General features: G+C 43.8%; 14 protein-coding genes. 1 reads left to right on the top strand and 13 read right to left on the bottom strand.

Annotation, left to right across the window (positions count from 1 at the left end):
* Positions 1-237: 237 nt before the first annotated feature.
* Entirely contained in the window at positions 238-2646 is a 2409-nt protein-coding gene (locus WS40_RS00300) for a GH36-type glycosyl hydrolase domain-containing protein (RefSeq protein WP_046439168.1), read from the bottom strand.
* Between the two features lie 343 nt (positions 2647-2989).
* Between WS40_RS00300 and WS40_RS00295 the strand changes: the two genes are divergently transcribed.
* The gene (locus tag WS40_RS00295; protein WP_046439166.1) at positions 2990-3925 is read left to right on the top strand and encodes a hypothetical protein; all 936 of its coding nucleotides are present in this window, start codon (positions 2990-2992) and stop codon (positions 3923-3925) included.
* Between the two features lie 64 nt (positions 3926-3989).
* On the opposite strand, the gene WS40_RS00290 is transcribed toward WS40_RS00295, so the two are convergent.
* From WS40_RS00290 to infB, 12 genes are all read right to left on the bottom strand, one after another.
* Positions 3990-4271: a hypothetical protein gene (locus WS40_RS00290; RefSeq protein ID WP_022287268.1), complete on the bottom strand. Its 282-nt coding sequence runs from the start codon at positions 4269-4271 to the stop codon at positions 3990-3992.
* A 233-nt stretch (positions 4272-4504) separates the two neighbouring features.
* Positions 4505-6010 (bottom strand): DUF4340 domain-containing protein, encoded by a 1506-nt coding sequence (locus WS40_RS00285; protein ID WP_046439163.1) that lies wholly within the window; start codon positions 6008-6010, stop codon positions 4505-4507.
* Between the two features lie 19 nt (positions 6011-6029).
* On the bottom strand, positions 6030-7754 hold the full coding sequence (locus WS40_RS00280; RefSeq protein WP_022287266.1) for a GldG family protein: 1725 nt from the start codon (positions 7752-7754) through the stop codon (positions 6030-6032).
* A gap of 15 nt (positions 7755-7769) precedes the next feature.
* On the bottom strand, positions 7770-8474 hold the full coding sequence (locus WS40_RS00275; RefSeq protein WP_022287265.1) for an ABC transporter permease subunit: 705 nt from the start codon (positions 8472-8474) through the stop codon (positions 7770-7772).
* On the bottom strand, positions 8474-9451 hold the full coding sequence (locus WS40_RS00270; RefSeq protein WP_046439161.1) for an ABC transporter ATP-binding protein: 978 nt from the start codon (positions 9449-9451) through the stop codon (positions 8474-8476). Before WS40_RS00270 ends, WS40_RS00275 begins: the two co-directional genes overlap by 1 nt.
* Positions 9452-9733: 282 nt before the next feature.
* Positions 9734-11182 carry a glutamate--tRNA ligase gene (gene gltX / locus WS40_RS00265; RefSeq protein ID WP_022287263.1) on the bottom strand — a complete coding sequence of 483 codons (1449 nt, stop codon included), beginning with the start codon at positions 11180-11182 and terminating at the stop codon, positions 9734-9736.
* A gap of 27 nt (positions 11183-11209) precedes the next feature.
* The gene (locus WS40_RS00260) at positions 11210-11749 is read right to left on the bottom strand and encodes a transposase (protein WP_046439159.1); all 540 of its coding nucleotides are present in this window, start codon (positions 11747-11749) and stop codon (positions 11210-11212) included.
* On the bottom strand, positions 11746-12675 hold the full coding sequence (gene ribF / locus WS40_RS00255) for a riboflavin biosynthesis protein RibF (RefSeq protein WP_046439157.1): 930 nt from the start codon (positions 12673-12675) through the stop codon (positions 11746-11748). The genes WS40_RS00260 and ribF overlap by 4 nt, the downstream gene beginning before the upstream one ends.
* Positions 12676-12701: 26 nt before the next feature.
* Positions 12702-13616, bottom strand: a complete 915-nt coding sequence (gene truB, locus WS40_RS00250; RefSeq protein WP_195249118.1) for a tRNA pseudouridine(55) synthase TruB — start codon at positions 13614-13616, stop codon at positions 12702-12704.
* Entirely contained in the window at positions 13616-14563 is a 948-nt protein-coding gene (locus WS40_RS00245) for a DHH family phosphoesterase (RefSeq protein ID WP_038670212.1), read from the bottom strand. Before WS40_RS00245 ends, truB begins: the two co-directional genes overlap by 1 nt.
* An 18-nt stretch (positions 14564-14581) precedes the next feature.
* Positions 14582-14962: a 30S ribosome-binding factor RbfA gene (rbfA, locus tag WS40_RS00240; protein ID WP_038670210.1), complete on the bottom strand. Its 381-nt coding sequence runs from the start codon at positions 14960-14962 to the stop codon at positions 14582-14584.
* Between the two features lie 65 nt (positions 14963-15027).
* Complete coding sequence (infB, locus tag WS40_RS00235) at positions 15028-17544, bottom strand: translation initiation factor IF-2 (RefSeq protein WP_243236610.1); 2517 nt, start codon at positions 17542-17544, stop codon at positions 15028-15030.
* Positions 17545-17565 lie beyond the last annotated feature (21 nt).

The raw sequence follows: 17565 nt of genomic DNA, 5'->3' as shown, positions 1-17565 counted from the left end.
GAATATACAAAATATTTAGTGAAAACTAAGCAGCCAGCTTAACAAAAACGAAAATAGATATGATATAATAAATATGCTGAAAGAAACAAACACAGCGATAACTTATTGATCCCCTTAATAAGACTTCTCCCGACAGGTTTTCCGACTGTCGGGAGTTTTTTTGAGAAAAAAATCGGCAGCAGGCACATGATAGCGTCTGCTGCCGATAGTTTTATATTGTTTTAAGCATTAAAGCAATTATCCAAGAACAACAACGATGTTTGTCTGCTCTGTCATCTTGCACTCGCACACGAAGTTGCCTTCAACTGCTTCGCCGTTGACTGTCATAGACTTTACGCCGCTCTGAACGTGGTCTGGGTTCTGGATATCGATAGAAAGGTGCTTGCCACGGAAATTCTTTTCGATCTTGAAGCCGTCCCATGTGTGTGGGATAGATGGGCTTATTACAAGTCCCTCTGCGTTTGGACGCATACCGCAGATACCCTCTACGCAGCCTACCATTACTGTTGAGCCTGTACCTGTCAGCCAATGAACGTGTGAACGTCCTGCATATGGTGAACGTGTTGACTCTGTAAACTGACCGTGAACGTATGGCTCAAGTATTCTTACTTCTGCCTTATCGTTCATGTTAGCAGGTGAGGACTCGAGGAAGTACTCGAATGCTCTGTCACCGTGACCGAGAAGTGACTCTGCAAGGATAGCCCAGCCCTGTGTCTGTGAGAAGATACCACCGTTCTCCTTTGTATCAGGGTTAAAGATGTGCATGAGAGCACCGTCAAAGTAATGATCTACATAAGGTGGCTCCATGATCTTTACGCCAAATGGAGTATTGAGTATCTCGTGTACCTTTTCCATAGCAGTTTCAGCCTGCTTCTCAGATGCGAAGCCTGAGATAACTGACCAAGACTGTGGGTTGAGCCACATTGAAGCCTCTGGATCCTTCTTAGCGCCAACGATCTCGCCGTTCTCTCTGTAGCCTCTGATAAATCTATCCTCGTCCCAGCAAGCTTCAAGGCTCTTGCCGAGTTCAGGCTGTACCTTATCGATATATGAAGCGTACTCATTATCGCCTCTGTCAAGTGCATAGCCCTTGATGATGCTCATTGCATAGTAGAGCTGGAATGCAACGAATGTTGACTCACCCTTCTTGCCAAGTCTGAGGCAGTCGTTCCAGTCAGCATAAAGACCTGCTGGCATTGTATGAGCACCAAGTCTTTCCATTGAGAAGTTGATAGCTCTCTTAAGATGCTCGTAAACTGTATCCTCGCCGCCGTTTGCGTATACGATAACCTCATCGAGGAACGCCTTGTTTCCGCTCTCACCGATATACTTATTAACTGTTGGGAAGAGCCAGAGAGCATCGTCTGCTCTATAGCATGGGTGACCTGTTTCCTTAGCGTAGATAGAGTTCTCGTCGTTCTCGTCCGGGCAAGTTTCGTGGCCTGCCTTGTGGTCGAACTTAACAAGTGGAAGTCCGCCGCCGTTATCTACCTGTGCAGAGATCATAAATCTGATCTTTTCAGCAGCAAGCTCAGGATTGATATGGATAATACCCTGGATATCCTGAACTGTATCTCTATAGCCATAGCCGTTTCTCAGACCGCAATAGATGAATGATGCAGCTCTTGACCAGATAAATGTGATAAAACACTGATAAGCGTTCCATACGTTTACCATGTTATTGAACTCGTCAGAAGGAGTTTCGATCTGGAAGTTATTGAGCTGACCATGCCAGTAAGCGATAAGCTCCTTTACCTCAGCGTCTACCTTGCCAGGCTCGTTATATGCAGCGAGTATCTCGTCTGCTACCTTTGGATTCTTCTGACCAACAACATAGATTATCTCCTTTGTTTCGCCAGGAGCAAGGATAATGTCAGACTGAAGAGCGCCACAAGCGTTTGAGTTATAGTTGAGCTTGTTATCGCAGAAGCCTCTTTCAACTGCAACAGGGTTGCCGTATGTTCTGTAAGAGCCGATAAAGCTGTCCAGGTTACCGTTATAAGCGGAAACAGGAGCGCCAACTACGCCGAAAAATCTTTCTCTCCAGTTAGAGCCGTTCTCGTCCTTACCGCTGTTCTCATTGATATGCTGAACGATCTTATTGCCTTCAAAGCTTGTTCTTGTGATGAACAGTGTATACTGGAGGTTTACCTGATCCTGCTCGTAGTTGTTCTCATTTGTGAACTCTACAAAGCCGAATGTTGAAAGGTTTCTGTATCTGTCAGAGTTATTTGTGATCTTAGTTCTCCATACCTCATATGTTTTGTTCAGAGGAACATAATATGTAAGCTCGGAGTGGATATCTGCATAGTCAGACTTGATAGTTGTATAAGCTGTACCATGGTGGCACTCTGTCTTATACTGATCAAGAGGCTTGCCTACAGGCTGCCATGTGCATGACCAATAATCCTTGGCGTCGTTATCTCTGATGTAGATATATCTGCCAGGAAGACCGATATTTGAGTTGAAACGGTAACGGATTATTCTTCCGTTAGCACCGCTCTTTACAAAGCTGTATCCGCCGCCGTTGTTGGATACGATAGCACCGTACTCTGGTGAGCCGAGATAGTTAGCCCAAGGTGCAGGTGTGTCAGGTCTTGTGATGACGTATTCCTTGTGTTCAAGGTCAAAATAACCATACTGCATATTTTTTATACGCTCCTTTTCAATATTTTAAAGTTGTAAACGTTTCACCAAAATGGCGTAAACGTTTCCCTCATAGATCCCGTCATTATTCATAACGCTTATATTATTTTAGCATACTTCCGATAGCTTTACAAGGGGGTAAAGCCAAAAAAATGGGCGTATTTTCAAAAAACTTTTTCGGGATTGTAGACTTTTGAAACTTAAACGATTGAAAATCGTCATGCTTTTTGTCATTGTCCAAAAGGCACTAATAACTGATATTTATTTGTATATATTGGATATTGACAGTGGTGCCGAAAATATGGTATATTGTGTATATAATAAATTATAGGAGGTAGATACTATGGCAAAGATATGTAACAGCAAGCCTGTTAAAATCGTGCTAATAGTTGCAATTGTAATACTGGCTATAGTATTTGGTTTTGTGTTTTATCAAAAAATGTCTGATGAACAGCAAGAAAAGGAAGCTAACGCCGATGACGATGTTTCTTATGACGTGCCTGACGCTTCGGACATAAAGGTCAAAGAAGGTCGATACTACCTTAACGGTGACACAAACAGCTATTATTTTGAGATCACCGCAGGCAATCACATACAGCTCCACTGCGATGATATGTATGCTCTTTTTGAAAAGTGGAATCCCGGCAAGGATGACATTATCAAAGAGGATGTTGCTTATTGGACAGGCGAAAAAGAGTATAAAATAGTTGTGACTGAAATTGGCACAGTTATATTGGCGGTAGAATGGGAATATGACGACAACAGCAATCTGACCGGACTTACAAGCGGTCCTTGCTGGCTTGATGAAAACACTCTCGGCAAGTGGGGTCAGGAGGGCGACTTCAAATATGTAGACAGCAGTGAATATGCTGACAGTTCACCCGACAGCACTGAAATTTCGGCATATTATATTTATCACTGGTATGGAGAAGAACCATATGAGATAACAGACAAGGACACTATCGACAAGATAACTGCGTGGATAGAGAACGCTAAATCGGTATGCAAGGATTATCCTTACATTGACGGCTTAGAATACGGCGGTGCAGACGCTTATGGAATCTCTCTCGAAAAGGATGAATCAAGTGATGCGTATGAGAGCATTTGTGTTATTGATGTTTCACAGTATTCGTGGGACACCTCAGGCGGTATGCACTCTGAAAGTAAAATATGCAATTTTAGCATAAAAGATGATACAGGCGAATTTCAGGATTACAATTTGCCAAAGGAAATGATAGATGAGATAATGCCCCTTATAACAAGACCTAATGTTGAATAGCATACAACACATACAAAACCGGCGTGTATCACGAAGATACACGCCGGTCGTTTCTATTATGTTTTTATGATACTTTGAGCCATGCGCAGGCAAAATCAAGAGCTTCATAGAGGCTTGATTTTTCTGCCACCTTAACTATCTGCTTATTCGGAGGCAGTGTGCTGTCTGTTGCAAATTTTCTTATTCTTACCTTATTTGCAACGTCGATACCGCCGACCTTTTCTGTAGAAAGTATTTCTATCATGACTACGAACTCGTCATACATATTTCCAAAATAGATATTATTACCTTTTCTCACCAGTGGAACGCCCTTATAGGTGAAAAAAGCTTTCTTTTCTTCTGCCATTTATCTCTCCGCCTTTCTCATAATATATTTCTCTTTTTGTTTACTATTTTATTATACCATACTTTTCACATAATTAAAAGAGCTTTTGACAACTTTTTTGCGCAGGTTTTCAGCCTTGCTTTATGTGGGATACATATTGTATCACATATTCTTTGCGAAAGCTGTCGAAACAAGACCGTAGGGGCGAACGCTGTTCGCCCGTCAGATCATATGCTTAGCATGGGATATGCGTTTTAATAGTTATCGTCCACAGCCTCGCCTTTAAGAAGTCTGTCCATATTTGCAACGAACGTATCTACCCAAGTTGACTGTATTCTGAATGAGGTTTGACCATTTAGCTTGACTACAGAACGTCTTGAAGAATCCTTATAAATCTCCATAACGTCCTTTTTGCCGTCCTTGCGGTCGAATGTTATAGTCAGATAGCTTTCGCCCTCAGGGTCTGTGAAGTAAATCTCATTTGTCGGGCAACCCATAAGATACTGATAGAAGGTCTTAAAGTTGTCAACGTCAAGTTCCTTGCCGTCTGTTGTGACCTTTGTTACCTGTGCGGTAGTTTTGCCGTCAGAATCTGTATCAGCACTTGTGCCTGAGCTTTCCACCTCATAAACGGTCTTTTTACCATTATAGACTACCTCAACGTTCTTAAGGTCAACAAGGTAGTTTGAAGTCATAAGGCTTGTGATAACGTCCTCTGCTTTGATCGTTGCCCATGGAAGGTTATCGGCTGAAACGAGGTATATAGCGTCAACGCCCTTTACGCCCTCAAAGTAGCAATAATATGCAGACACTGTATCTGTTGTTTCACTGCTGTCGCCTGCGGTAGCATAGACAGGGTCGCCTATTTTAAGGGTATAGTCATAGCCGTCTCCCGAGAGTCTTACTGTTGCGAACGGGTCGGAAAGTCCATGCTCCTTCATTGCAGTTTCATCAGGTGCGATGACCTCACAGCTCTGTGCTGTAAGTCCCCACATACCATGGGTAGTTGCTGAAGAATTTGTGATGTTCAGGTATGAGAAGATAGGCTCTGTCATTACCTGACCTGAAAGTCCCTCTATCTCGTTCGGGTTATTTTCAAACGCCATTTCATAGTCCAGATCTTTTCTTGTAACTGTTTCCTTGCCATAGTCAGGCCAATCGTCGTCAGCCGGCTTTGTGAGCAAAGTAAGGTTCGCATATGCGGTCACTGGATCTGTATAGTATGAAAGCTTTGTTCCCATTACCATATAGACGGTCTTTTCATCGTCAAGGCTCACATATCTGTATCTTTCGTTGCTTGGTGAAACAGAGCCTACATGAAGGGTAGTGGCAGTGCCGTCGCTGTATTCAACTGTGAGATCTGCTGTGGGCTTATCAAGACCGTATTTTGACATATCCTCAACGTTTTCTTCAACGAGCTTTTTCGCCTTGAAGCCGTCAAGATTCGATATCATGGAAGCTTCTGCGTTGGCATTTGCATTGAGAGTGCCAAGCTCAGGTATGCTCCATGTGGATTTACCTGACTCGGACTTATTAACGGAATACTCGCCATGTTCGTTTGAAACCTTTACGCTTGTTATATCGTCGCTTGACTTTGTAAGGATAACAACGCTCTCGTCCTGACTTGAAACTGCCGCTGTTGACGATGAGCTGGAGTCTGCGTCTGATTTGCCTGAGGTGGAGTTGAGAAACGCCATTACTCCCACCAGACAAGCGGCTGTGACTCCGCAGATAATGATACCCTGCAATTTACCATTCATTTGTGATTACCTCTGTGTTTTACTTATTCTTTCTTCTTGCCCAGATAACGATACCCACTATAAGAACTACAACAGGTACGCCAAGGCAGAATGTCCATTTAAGAACTGTTTTCTGCTGCTGAGTGATATCGAAAACATTGCCTGTGATAGTTTTTGGTGTGATAGTGATACCTGCGGTCTTTCCAGTAAGGCCGTTTATAACGCTTATGAAATACTCGCTGTTCTGATACTGTGAATACTGCAAGTAGGTATCAGACAGCATACCCTCTGAACCTACTGCGATAACATTGCTATAGAGAGTTTTGTTATCGTCTGTAAATTTTGCCTTTGAGCCGACAGCCATATAATTCTGCTGACCCTTTACCAGAGCATCGCCTATATTCACCTGACCTGTGGTCTGTGATATATCAACATTTGCGGTATAGGCAGAATCTGAGGACTTGAGGTAAGCGTCTGTAGACACCATATCCTGCTCGTCAAAGAGTGTGTTTACAGGACGGCAGAGTGCTGAAAGGATAGCTGGGTTCTCTGTAGAAACGTCCTGTGTGAAGTTATCGGACACATCTGACGCAACTGTTACGCAAGGTGAGTTATAATACTTGCCTGAGTCGCTTTCGCAGATAACGCCCTTGCCGACAGAAAGTCCATACTCTGACAGGAACTCATCAAGATTCGGGGTGTCCTCCTGACCGTAAGAAGCGATATAGAGGAGCTGTTTGCCAAGATTTCCGTCATTATTGAGGAAGTCGCTGACCTTTTTGATATCCTCCTCCAGATAGTCAGTCTTAGGAGCAGGGATAACCACAACGTCTGTATCGGCAGGGATATCCTCGGAGGTTATATCCACCGTGTTCACGTTATAGCCGTTAGCTGTAAGAAGCGTCTGGAAATATGTGAGCTGTGTAAGCTCGCTTCTGCCTGTGAGGACAGTAACATAGACAGGGTTAGGGTCTGTTACTGTCATAAGTGCAGAAGTGAAAGCCTGCTCTGCGTTTGAGGACTCAACATAGCTGCCGTAATAGGACAGGAATGAAAGGTCGCCGCCTGCCTGCTGGGCAAGGGTATCTATGCTGTAGCCTGATTGTGACAGCTTCTGCTCGAACTCGTCTGTGAATGTAAGGAGGTCGAGCATACCAAGTTTTCTTGTTCGGCTTATCTCTTTGCCGTCAACCTTTGTTTTTGTTTCAAATATCATATCGAACTGGCTGATAGTATCGGTATACTCCTTAACTATCTCAGGGTGTGAGTCGATATCAACGAAACGATATGTGATATGGTGATTGAGCTTACAATAGTTTTTCAAAAGCTCAACAGCCTGCTTATTATAAGAGCTGTAATTTGTATAAGTATTCTCGTCTGCGAAGATAGTTACCTGAACGTCAACGTTCACTTTCTTTACATAATCCTCTGTATCGTTTGAAACTGAATATATCTTATTTGTAGTCAGGTCGATAGTGATAGGATATCTGTCAAAAAGCATTGTTGTGACAACGTTCACTAGGACAAGCAGAGCGACAAAAACGCAGGTGAACACTGTTGCCATTGTTCCATGCTTGAGCTTTTTGGCATTGAACTTTTTGCCGTCCTTTGTCTTTTTCTCTTTTTTATCTTTCTTTTTGTCTTTATCTTTTTTATCCTTTTCTGTATCCTTTGGAGCGGTCTTTGCTGCCTTTTCGTCTGCTACAACGTCTTTAAGCAGGTCTGCTCCTGATACAGAGATCTTTTCGTTATTATTCTCTTCCATTTAAACAGCCCTCCTTTAGCCCCAGCGGCGTTTTTCAAGCACTCTCACCGTGAGGAAAAGAAATGCCACTATTGCACTCAGAAAGAACACAACGTTAGAAAAATCAAAAAGTCCATAGGTGAATGAATAATATCTCTCGCCGAATGACACCTTTTCGCACACTGTTGTGAGCCATTCAAAAGGCAGAAGATTGCCTATAGTTGACAGGAACGACACGAAGATAAGTGCGATAAAGCTTATTACTGCGGCAACTATCTGGTTTTCTGTGAAAGATGAGCAGAAGATACCGATAGCGATATAAGCGCCGCCAACAAGTGCCAGAGCGACGATATTGCCCACAACGACGTTCCAGTCAGGCGTACCGAAAGCGGATACGACAACTGCAAAAACGCCTGTGATAGCGATAGCTATGATATAGATAAGGAAAGCGGCAAGGAATTTACCTACAACTATGCTGCCAAGACCCACAGGGGCGGTGAGCAGACACTGGTCTGTTTTTGTTCGCTTTTCCTCGGATATGGTCCTCATGGTGAGGACAGGTATAAGCACTATTATGATTATAAGAAGCGCACTGAAAACGGAATCAAGTCTTGTATAGCCGCTTTCAAGGCTGTAGTTTGCAAACATTACGCCTGAATAGGCATAGAATGCCGCAAGGAATATATAACCGATAGGTGAGGTAAAATAGCTTCTTACCTCTCGTCTGAATATTGCGCCCATTAGTCATTTTCCTCCTTATCGGAAGTATTTTCAAGGGCAGGCAAAGCCTCGCCCATTGTGAGCTTGAGGAATATATCTTCAAGTGAAAGCTCAGAGGTCTTAAGTTCAAGCATATACCAGCCGTTTTTAACAACTGTTTCAAAGACGTCACGTCTGATATCCACGCCCTCTTTTGCCTCTATTCTTATATCGTTCACGCCGTCTTTATGGCTTGCGTCGCAGATGACTTTTTCAACGCCCTTTATGCCCTGCATTGCTCTGACGATCTTATCCTTATCGCCCTGTATCTTTGCAGTGAGCTTATGCTCGCCTGAGAGCTTCTGTGAGAGGTGTTCCTCTGTATCGTTTGCGACGACCTTGCCCTCGTTGATAACTATTATCTTATCGCAGACAGCCTGCACCTCAGAGAGGATATGGGAAGAAAGGATAACGGTATGATTTTTGCCGAGCTTTCTTATAAGAGTTCTTATCTCGATTATCTGCTTAGGGTCAAGACCTACTGTAGGCTCGTCCAAGATAAGAACCTTTGGGTTGCCGATAAGAGCCTGAGCAAGACCTACTCTCTGTCTATAACCTTTTGACAGGTTCTTGATTATTCTGTTATAAACATGGTCTATCTTTACAAGTCCACATATATCTTTAAGATGTGACACCTTTGGAAGCTTACACTTTTTAAGGTCATAGACAAAATAGAGATATTCTTTTACGGTCATATCCATATAAAGAGGCGGAAGCTCAGGGAGATAGCCTATCTGCTTTTTAGCCTTGATAGGGTCTTCAAGGATATCTACGCCGTCTATAAGGGCTTTGCCGTCTGTACAGGATATGTAGCCTGTAAGGATATTCATGGTGGTGGATTTTCCCGCTCCGTTAGGACCGAGGAAGCCGAGAACTTCGCCGTCCTCCGCTTTAAAAGAGATATTATCGACAGCTTTTTTGTCGCCGTATCTCTTGGTAAGGTTTATAACCTCTATCATTTTATTTCCTCCTCTTAGGAAAAGCATTCATAAGTCTTTACAATTTTATAATACTTATGTGACAGGGGAGTGATAGCTGTACGAAATACAGAGCATTTTAAGTAAATTTAAAGTAGCAAATACTCAAAATGCTCCGCTGTTGAATTATTTATCTGTCTAAAAGCGATGTATCTATGTAATTTGTAGGGGAGCGGTGCAATTTCTGCTTTGCAGAGATCCGACAGCCCACTTGTTTGGAAATTATTTCGCCCCTACACACGTTCAACATTTTCGTAGTTTTTATTATGACAGCTTCTCAATGCCCTTTCTTATTCTTGCAAGAGTATCTTCCTTGCCGATGAGATATGATATCTCAACACCGCCGCCCGGAGTGAACGCCTTACCTGAAACTGCAACTCTAAGAGGCCACAGAACGATACCGTTCTTTACGCCAAGCTTGCCGATAAGGTCAAAGAGTGCGTCATGGATATTTTCCTCTGTCCAGTCCTCAACGCCCTCGAGAACAGGGAGAACTTCTTTAAGAGATTCAAGAGAATTTTCAGGGTTCGTTTTCATCTTCTTATGTGTATAGAGAGCTATATCATACTCGGGGAGAGCGTCGATAAAGTCTACCATTTCAGGTATCTCTGTGAAAAGCTCTGTTCTTGCCTGCAAGAGCTTTGCGATCTCGTTAAGGTCAACGTCCTCTCTATGAACTGACTGCTTGATATAAGGGATAGCATACTCAGCGAACTTCTCAGGGGTCATAGCCTTTATATACTTGCCGTTGATAGCTTTAAGCTTAGCAGGATCGAAGATAGCAGGGGACTTAGAAAGTCCGTGGATATCGAACTCCTTAACAAGCTCTTCAAGTGAGAATATCTCGTTCTCGCCCTTTGGCGCCCAGCCAAGCAGAGCGATATAGTTTATAACGGCTTCTTTAAGGTAGCCCTTTTTCATAAGATCCTCATAGGAAGCGTCACCGTCTCTCTTTGAAAGCTTATGCTGCTTATCTTTCATGATATGCTCAACATGGATATAGGTTGGTATCTCCCAGCCGAAAGCCTTATAGAGCAGGTTATACTTAGGTGCAGAAGCAAGGTACTCGTTACCTCTAACAACGTGGGTGATACCCATAAGGTGGTCGTCAACGACGTTTGCAAAGTTATAGGTAGGCATACCGTCTGTCTTTATAAGTATCTGGTCGTCGAGGGTAGAGCAGTCAACAGTGATATCGCCGTAAAGCTCGTCATGGAAAGTAACTTCGCCCTCTGTAGGTATTTTCTGTCTGATAACATAAGGAACACCTGCGTCAAGCTTTTCCTTTATCTCTTCAGGTGAGAGGTTGCGGCAATGTCTGTCATACATTGGAGCGATACCGCTTGCTTCCTGAATGGCTCTTACTTCCTCAAGTCTTTCCTTGTCGCAGAAGCAATAATAAGCCTCGCCCTTTTCAACAAGCTCCTCGGCATATTTCTTGAACATACCCATTCTCTGTGACTGGATATAAGGGCCTACAGGTCCGCCGATATCAGGACCTTCGTCCCAGTTGAGACCAACGTCCTTAAGTGTCTTATAGATGACCTCAACAGCACCGTCAACGTAACGTTCCTGGTCTGTATCCTCGATACGGAGAATAAAGTCTCCTCCGTTCTGCTTTGCAATAAGATAGGTAAAGAGTGCTGTTCTCAGGTTACCTATGTGCATATAACCTGTTGGTGAAGGTGCAAATCTTGTTCTTACCTTGTTCATTTATATCTTCCTTTCAAAATTAGAGTCTTATTTCATATCCTGCTCATCAAATGCAATTTTTACATATTTCGCAGGATTATTTGCAATATACTGCCTTATTTCTGCGTGTTGCTTTCTGTTTTTGATTATCGTATCATAAAAAGATTTTTGCCATATGGAATAACCTAGTTCTTTTGTGACAGCCTCTTTGAAATGTTTTATGACCCTTGAAAGTGTCGGTGTTTCACTTGTAGGGGCGAACAGTGTTCGCCCGTTTTTCGGCTGTTTTTCAATTTTGATTATAATATGCACATGGTCAGGCATGATACAAGACATCTCTACAAAAACGTCGGGATAGTGCTCAGATATCTCTGTGAGTTTTCTCTTTACAAGTTTTCCTGTAACAGAAAGTTTTGGGTGCAGAATTTCATTTGCAGTCAGCGGGCGAACACTGTTCGCCCCTACATTCTCCCACAGGACTTGGTATTTTTCAGTAACACATATCGTCACAAAATACAAGCCGTTCGCAGAATAATCATAACCCTCAAGACGTATTTTCTTTCGTCTTGGCAAATCTTCACTTGTCATATTTTATTTTCCTCAAAATATCTGACCGCCTGCTCTTTGTTTTTTGCTATCTCCTCACGGAGGCTGTCAAAGCTGTCAAACATTTTTTCGGGGCGGAGAAATTCATGCAGTTCAAGTTTTAGCTTTCTGCCGTAAAGATCCCCATGATAATCCATGATGAAGGTTTCTGCAAGGGGAGCTGTTTCAACATGGACGGTAGGCTTTACGCCTATATTTGTCACGCCTGCATACTTATTTCCGTCTATTTCAACAGCGGAGCAATAAACGCCGAATTTCGGCATTACCCTGCCCTTTGGTATCTGCTGATTTATCGTGGGGAAATCCCACGTTCTGCCACGTTGAAAGCCGTGTTCCACTTCAAGGCAGAATCCAAAATGATAACCCAGCATTTCATTTGCTTTGGCTATCTCGCCCTCACGGACGCATCTTCTTATCTCAGTGGAACTTATGACCTCACCGCCCATGAGCAGTGGACTTACTATTTCCACATCTATATCATATTTTTCACCGAGCCTTTTAAGGTCAACAGCCTTGCCCTGTGCGCCTTTGCCGAATGTAAAATCGTTTCCGCACACTGCGCCGCTGCAATTGAGCCTTTCTTTCAGCACCTTTTTCACAAAATCCTCCGGTGACATTCCTTTGAACTCTGCAAAATCAGGTGAGAAAAGCACTTCGACCCCAAGCTCTGCCATTTTTTTATGCTTTTCCTCGTCGCTCATAAGCATTTCTATCCTGCCGTCATGACCTTTTGAGGTCACTGTGTCGGTCTTGAAACAGAAAACTGCCGAATGTCCGTCAAAGCTCTGAGCCTTTTTCACAGCCGTTGTTATTATGAGCTGATGTCCTCTGTGGACTCCATCAAAAAGTCCAAGAGCGCAAACTGTCCTTTTTTCGGGGATAAACCCGCTGTTTGTTATATCCGTCAAAATATCCCTCCGAATAAAACAAATTATCAGAAATTTTTGAAGCTTCTGAAGCTGCCCTCATGAAAAGTGCCGATACCCAGGAAGCTGTTATCACTGCCGTAGACACGGTAGAGCTTGTCCTCAGACAGGTCTTTTATCCCTGTCTGCTCAGGTCTGAGCTTTACTCCGTTTCTATAAAGCTTTGTTTCCCACTGTCCAAGGGTAGTTTTTTCGTAGCTTACAAAGGCTCTGTCAAGGGGGATAAGCATTTGTGACAGCTTATCCTGCTCACAAATTTCGGCTATCTCCTCTATGGTATAGCAATCCTTTATATCAACGCCCCCTGAATAGGAACGCTCAAGAGAAGTCATCATTCCGCCGCAGCCAAGCTTTTCACCTATGTCGCTGATAACGGAGCGTATATAAGTACCTTTTTCGCAATCAACTTTCATTACGCCCCTGCGTGAAGCTTCGTCATATTCTATTATATCAATGCTGTCGATATGGACAGCTCTCGGCTCACGCTCTATTTCTTTGCCTGCTCTTGCAAGCTCATAGAGCTTTTTGCCGTTCACTTTTATTGCAGAATACATAGGCGGCACCTGCATAATATCGCCTACAAAACTGCTTTTTGCACATTCAAGGTCGGCTCTGGTAACTGCCTTGTCGCTTGTTTTTAACGTCTTTCCTGTGCTGTCTAAGGTATCGGTGCTTACCCCAAGCTGAAAGCCTGCGGTATAGACCTTTCGTCTGTCGGGGATAATATCGCAGGCTTTTGTGGCTCTGCCAACGAAAACAGGCAGAACACCTGTTGCCATGGGGTCAAGGGTCCCTGAATGACCCAATCTTTTTATCCTTAGAACTCCTCTGAGCTTTGCGATAACGTCAAAAGAAGTCCAGCCCTCGGGCTTTTTTACAGGCAAAATGCCGCAGATATTATCCTTGCTGTTATCCAAGCTCATCAGCCCAAGACCTTTTCCGCTTGCTTGAGAAGCTTAGCCTTGACTTCTTCAAGGCTTCCTGTTATCTCACAGCCTGCGGCTCTTATGTGTCCTCCGCCGCCAAACTCACGGCAGAATGCAGAAGCGTCTATCTCATCGTCGCTTCTTACTGATATTTTAAAGACGTTCTCGTGTCTTTGCTTAACTGTTATGCCTATTTTCACGCCCTCAACGGACAATGGTATAGAAGCAAGTCCCTCGAACTCGGCAGCGTCAACGCCGCTTTTCTCCATAAGCTCTTTTGTAAGCACTATCATAGAGCATTTGCCACCGCAGTAATACTCCATATTCGCTGTAACGGACTGCTCCACCATAAGTCTGCCCTTGCTTTTTACATCAAACATTTTTCTGTTGATATAAGCAAAATCTATGCCATATGACATAAGCTCTGCACAGGCGATATGAGCCTGCGGAGTTGTGTTTTCATACTTGAAGCAGCCTGTATCCGTTGCAATGCCTGTATAAAGGCATCTCGCTATCTGACGTGATATCTTTCTGCCTGAAGCTTTGAATATCTTATACATGATAAGTGCTGCGGCAGAAGCGTCTGCTTCTACATATGACTGCTTTGCAAAATACTTGTTTGAGATGTGGTGGTCGATGCAAAGGTCGATCGCACCCTCCTCGGCATACTTTGAAAGGTTGCTGCCAAGAAGATTTGTGTCTGCGATATCCACTGCGATAACGTACTTCACATCAAATTCCTGAGGGTAATAGCTCTCATAGATAAGATCATATCTTTCGGGAAAGCTGTCGGAATTTACAACGTTAGCCTTTTTCCCCATATCTCTCAGAAAAGCGCACAGGGCAAAGCCTGAACCAAGCGTATCGCCGTCGGGGCTTTTATGAGTTAAAATAAGAAAATTGTCATTTTCTTCAAATATTTTAAGAATATCCTGAAATGTCATAATATCCTTTCTCCTCTATTACTCTTCGCCGTCTTTCTCTTCTTTTTCTTCTTCGGGCAGAACTTCTTTAAGAAGTTTGTTTATCTTTGCTGAATGCTCGATAGAATTATCTGCGATAAATTTAAGCTCAGGGCATTTTTTCAGCTTCAGCACGTTTGATATCTCTCTTTTGAGAAATCCTGTTGCCGACTCAAAGCCCTTAACGGCTTCCTTTGCCTTTTCATAGCCCTCAAAGCTTGAAACATACACTTTACAGAATGAGCCGTCGCCTGCCACGTCGCAGCGGACGATAGTGAGCATATCTCCTCCGTGTATCCTTGGGTCTTTAAGGTCTCTCATTTTGCCCGATATTATTCTTCTTATATCTTCGGACATACGTCCTGCTCTGTAACCTGCCATAATATCTTTATCTCCTGCTTAAATATGCTCTTACGGGGCGGCTGTCCGTCCCGTAAGCATCATTATCAATCTCTGTATTCTTCCATATAGAACGCCTCGAAAATGTCGCCCTCCTTGATATCGGTGAACTTTTCAAGAGTGATACCGCACTCAAAGCCTGCGGCAACTTCCTTGGCGTCGTCCTTAAATCTCTTAAGGCTTGACATCTTATCCTCGGCGATAACGATACCGTCTCTTACGACTCTTATCTCGTTATTTCTGCCCACCTTACCGTCAAGAACGTAAGAACCTGCTACAGTACCAACATTGGATATCTTGTAGACCTGTCTTACTTCGATACGGGCTGTTTCCACCTCTCTGTACTTAGGAGCAAGCATACCCTTCATAGCGTCTGTTATTTCTTCTATTGCATCATAGATTATTCTGTAAAGTCTGATATCAACGCCGCTCTGCTCTGCATTCTGCTTTGCAACAGGGTCAGGACGAACGTTAAATCCAACGATGATAGCGTTTGAAGCGTTTGCGAGCATAACGTCGCTTTCAGATACAGCGCCTACGCCGCCGTGGATGACCTTAACTCTGACCTCGTCATTTGAAAGCTTTTCAAGTGACTGCTTAACGGCTTCAACTGAGCCTTGAACGTCAGCCTTGACGATGATAGGAAGCTCTTTCATTTCTCCCTCAGCTATCTGGCTGAACAGGTTGTCGAGAGTTACCTTCTGATGCTGCTGGAACAGTTCTTCCTTAGCTTCATGCTTTCTCTGCTCAACAAGCTCTCTTGCAAGCTTTTCGTCTGCAACTGCGTTGAAAACGTCGCCTGCACTTGGAACTTCACCCAGACCTGTTATCTCAACAGGTGTTGACGGGCCGGCTTCCTTAATGCTTCTGCCCTTATCGTTTGTCATCGTTCTTATACGTCCGACAGAAGTGCCTGCGATTATAACGTCGCCTGACTTCAAAGTACCGTTCTGAACGAGAAGTGTAGCAACAGGGCCTTTACCCTTATCAAGTCTGGCCTCGACAACAGTACCTCTTGCAAGTCTGTCAGGGTTAGCTTTAAGCTCCTTGACCTCTGCAACGAGGAGAATGTTTTCAAGAAGCTCGTCGATACCCATACCGGTCTTTGCGGAAACAGGAACTGCGATAACATCGCCGCCCCATTCCTCGACAACGAGGGACTGCTCTGTGAGCTGCTGCTTAACTCTGTCAGGGTCTGCGCCTTCTTTATCCATTTTATTGATAGCAACGATTATTGAAACGCCTGCTGCCTTTGCGTGGTTGATAGACTCGATAGTCTGCGGCATGATACCGTCATCAGCGGCAACAACGAGGATAGCGATATCTGTAACGTTCGCACCTCTTGCTCTCATGGCTGTGAAAGCTTCATGGCCCGGAGTATCAAGGAATGTTATCTTCTTGCCCTGATACTCTACCTGATAAGCACCGATATGCTGTGTGATACCGCCTGCCTCAGTGTCAGTAACGTGAGCGTTTCTTATTCTGTCGAGGATAGATGTCTTACCATGGTCAACGTGACCCATAACGACAACGACAGGGCATCTTTCCTGCAGGCTCTCCTCTGGATCTTCGTCAGTTTCGATAAGTCTTTCTTCTATTGTAACGTGTACTTCCTTTTCAACCTTTGCGCCAAGCTCTTCTGCAACAAGTGCGGCGGTATCAAAGTCAACGACCTCATTGATAGAAGCCATTACGCCAAGACCCATGAGCTTTTTGATGACCTCGGTAGCTGTTACTTTAAGTCTGCTTGCAAGCTCTGAAACAACGATCTCGTCAGGTATCATGACCTTGAGCTGCTGCTTTCTTGCTCTTTCAAGCTCCAGTCTGCGGAGCTTTTCGCTCTCAGTTTCCTTCTTATGTGAGAACTGCTGTTTCTTTCTCTGCTGAGATTTCTGGGTGAGCTTCTGCTTCTTTGTGAAGTTATCCTTGCTCTTGTTCTGCTTTGAGTTTGCAAGGTTATCATACTTCTCGTTATACTTATCAAGCTCTATATAGCTTCCTCTTGTGTCGATAGTTCTCTGTGTGCCGAACGAATCGTTATCCTCAGAGATAGTATATCCGCCTGAAGCTTCTTTCTTATCAGAAAAACCGCCAAGCTGCTGACGAACGCCATGCTCTTTCTTCTTTGCAGGCTTCTGTGGAGCTGGCTGCTTTTTCTTCTGTTCAGGTGCAGGCTGTTTTGTTTCGGCCTTGACCTCCGGCTTCTTTTCCACCTTTGGCTCTGCCTTAGGCTCAGGCTTTGCTTCCGCCTTTGGAGCCGGCTTAGGCTCAGGCTTCTTTTCAGCCTTTTTCTCCTTTTTCTCAGCCTTTACAGGCTTTTTATCTGCCTTCTTTTCTTCCTTGGCAGGCTTTACGTTATTTGCATAGAAAGCGTCAAAGCTGTCCACCTGATTGTTCTGTGTATAATACTCCAGAACATAAGAGATCTCCTCAGGGGTAAGCACTGACTGTGTTTTCTTTGGCTCTCCGCCGAGCTTGCCAAGACACTCGATAAGGTCGTTATTTGTAACTTTCAGATCCTTAGCCATATCGCTAAGCTTATATTTAGTTGTTTTCATACTCATAGGCTGTAAAATACCTCCTCA

Origin of the sequence: Ruminococcus sp. N15.MGS-57 (assembly GCF_000980385.1) — a bacterium.
In the GTDB taxonomy this organism is placed as follows: domain Bacteria; phylum Bacillota; class Clostridia; order Oscillospirales; family Ruminococcaceae; genus Hominimerdicola; species Hominimerdicola aceti.
Note: the sequence above shows the minus strand (reverse complement) of the source record. Positions and strands in the feature narration are given on the sequence as shown.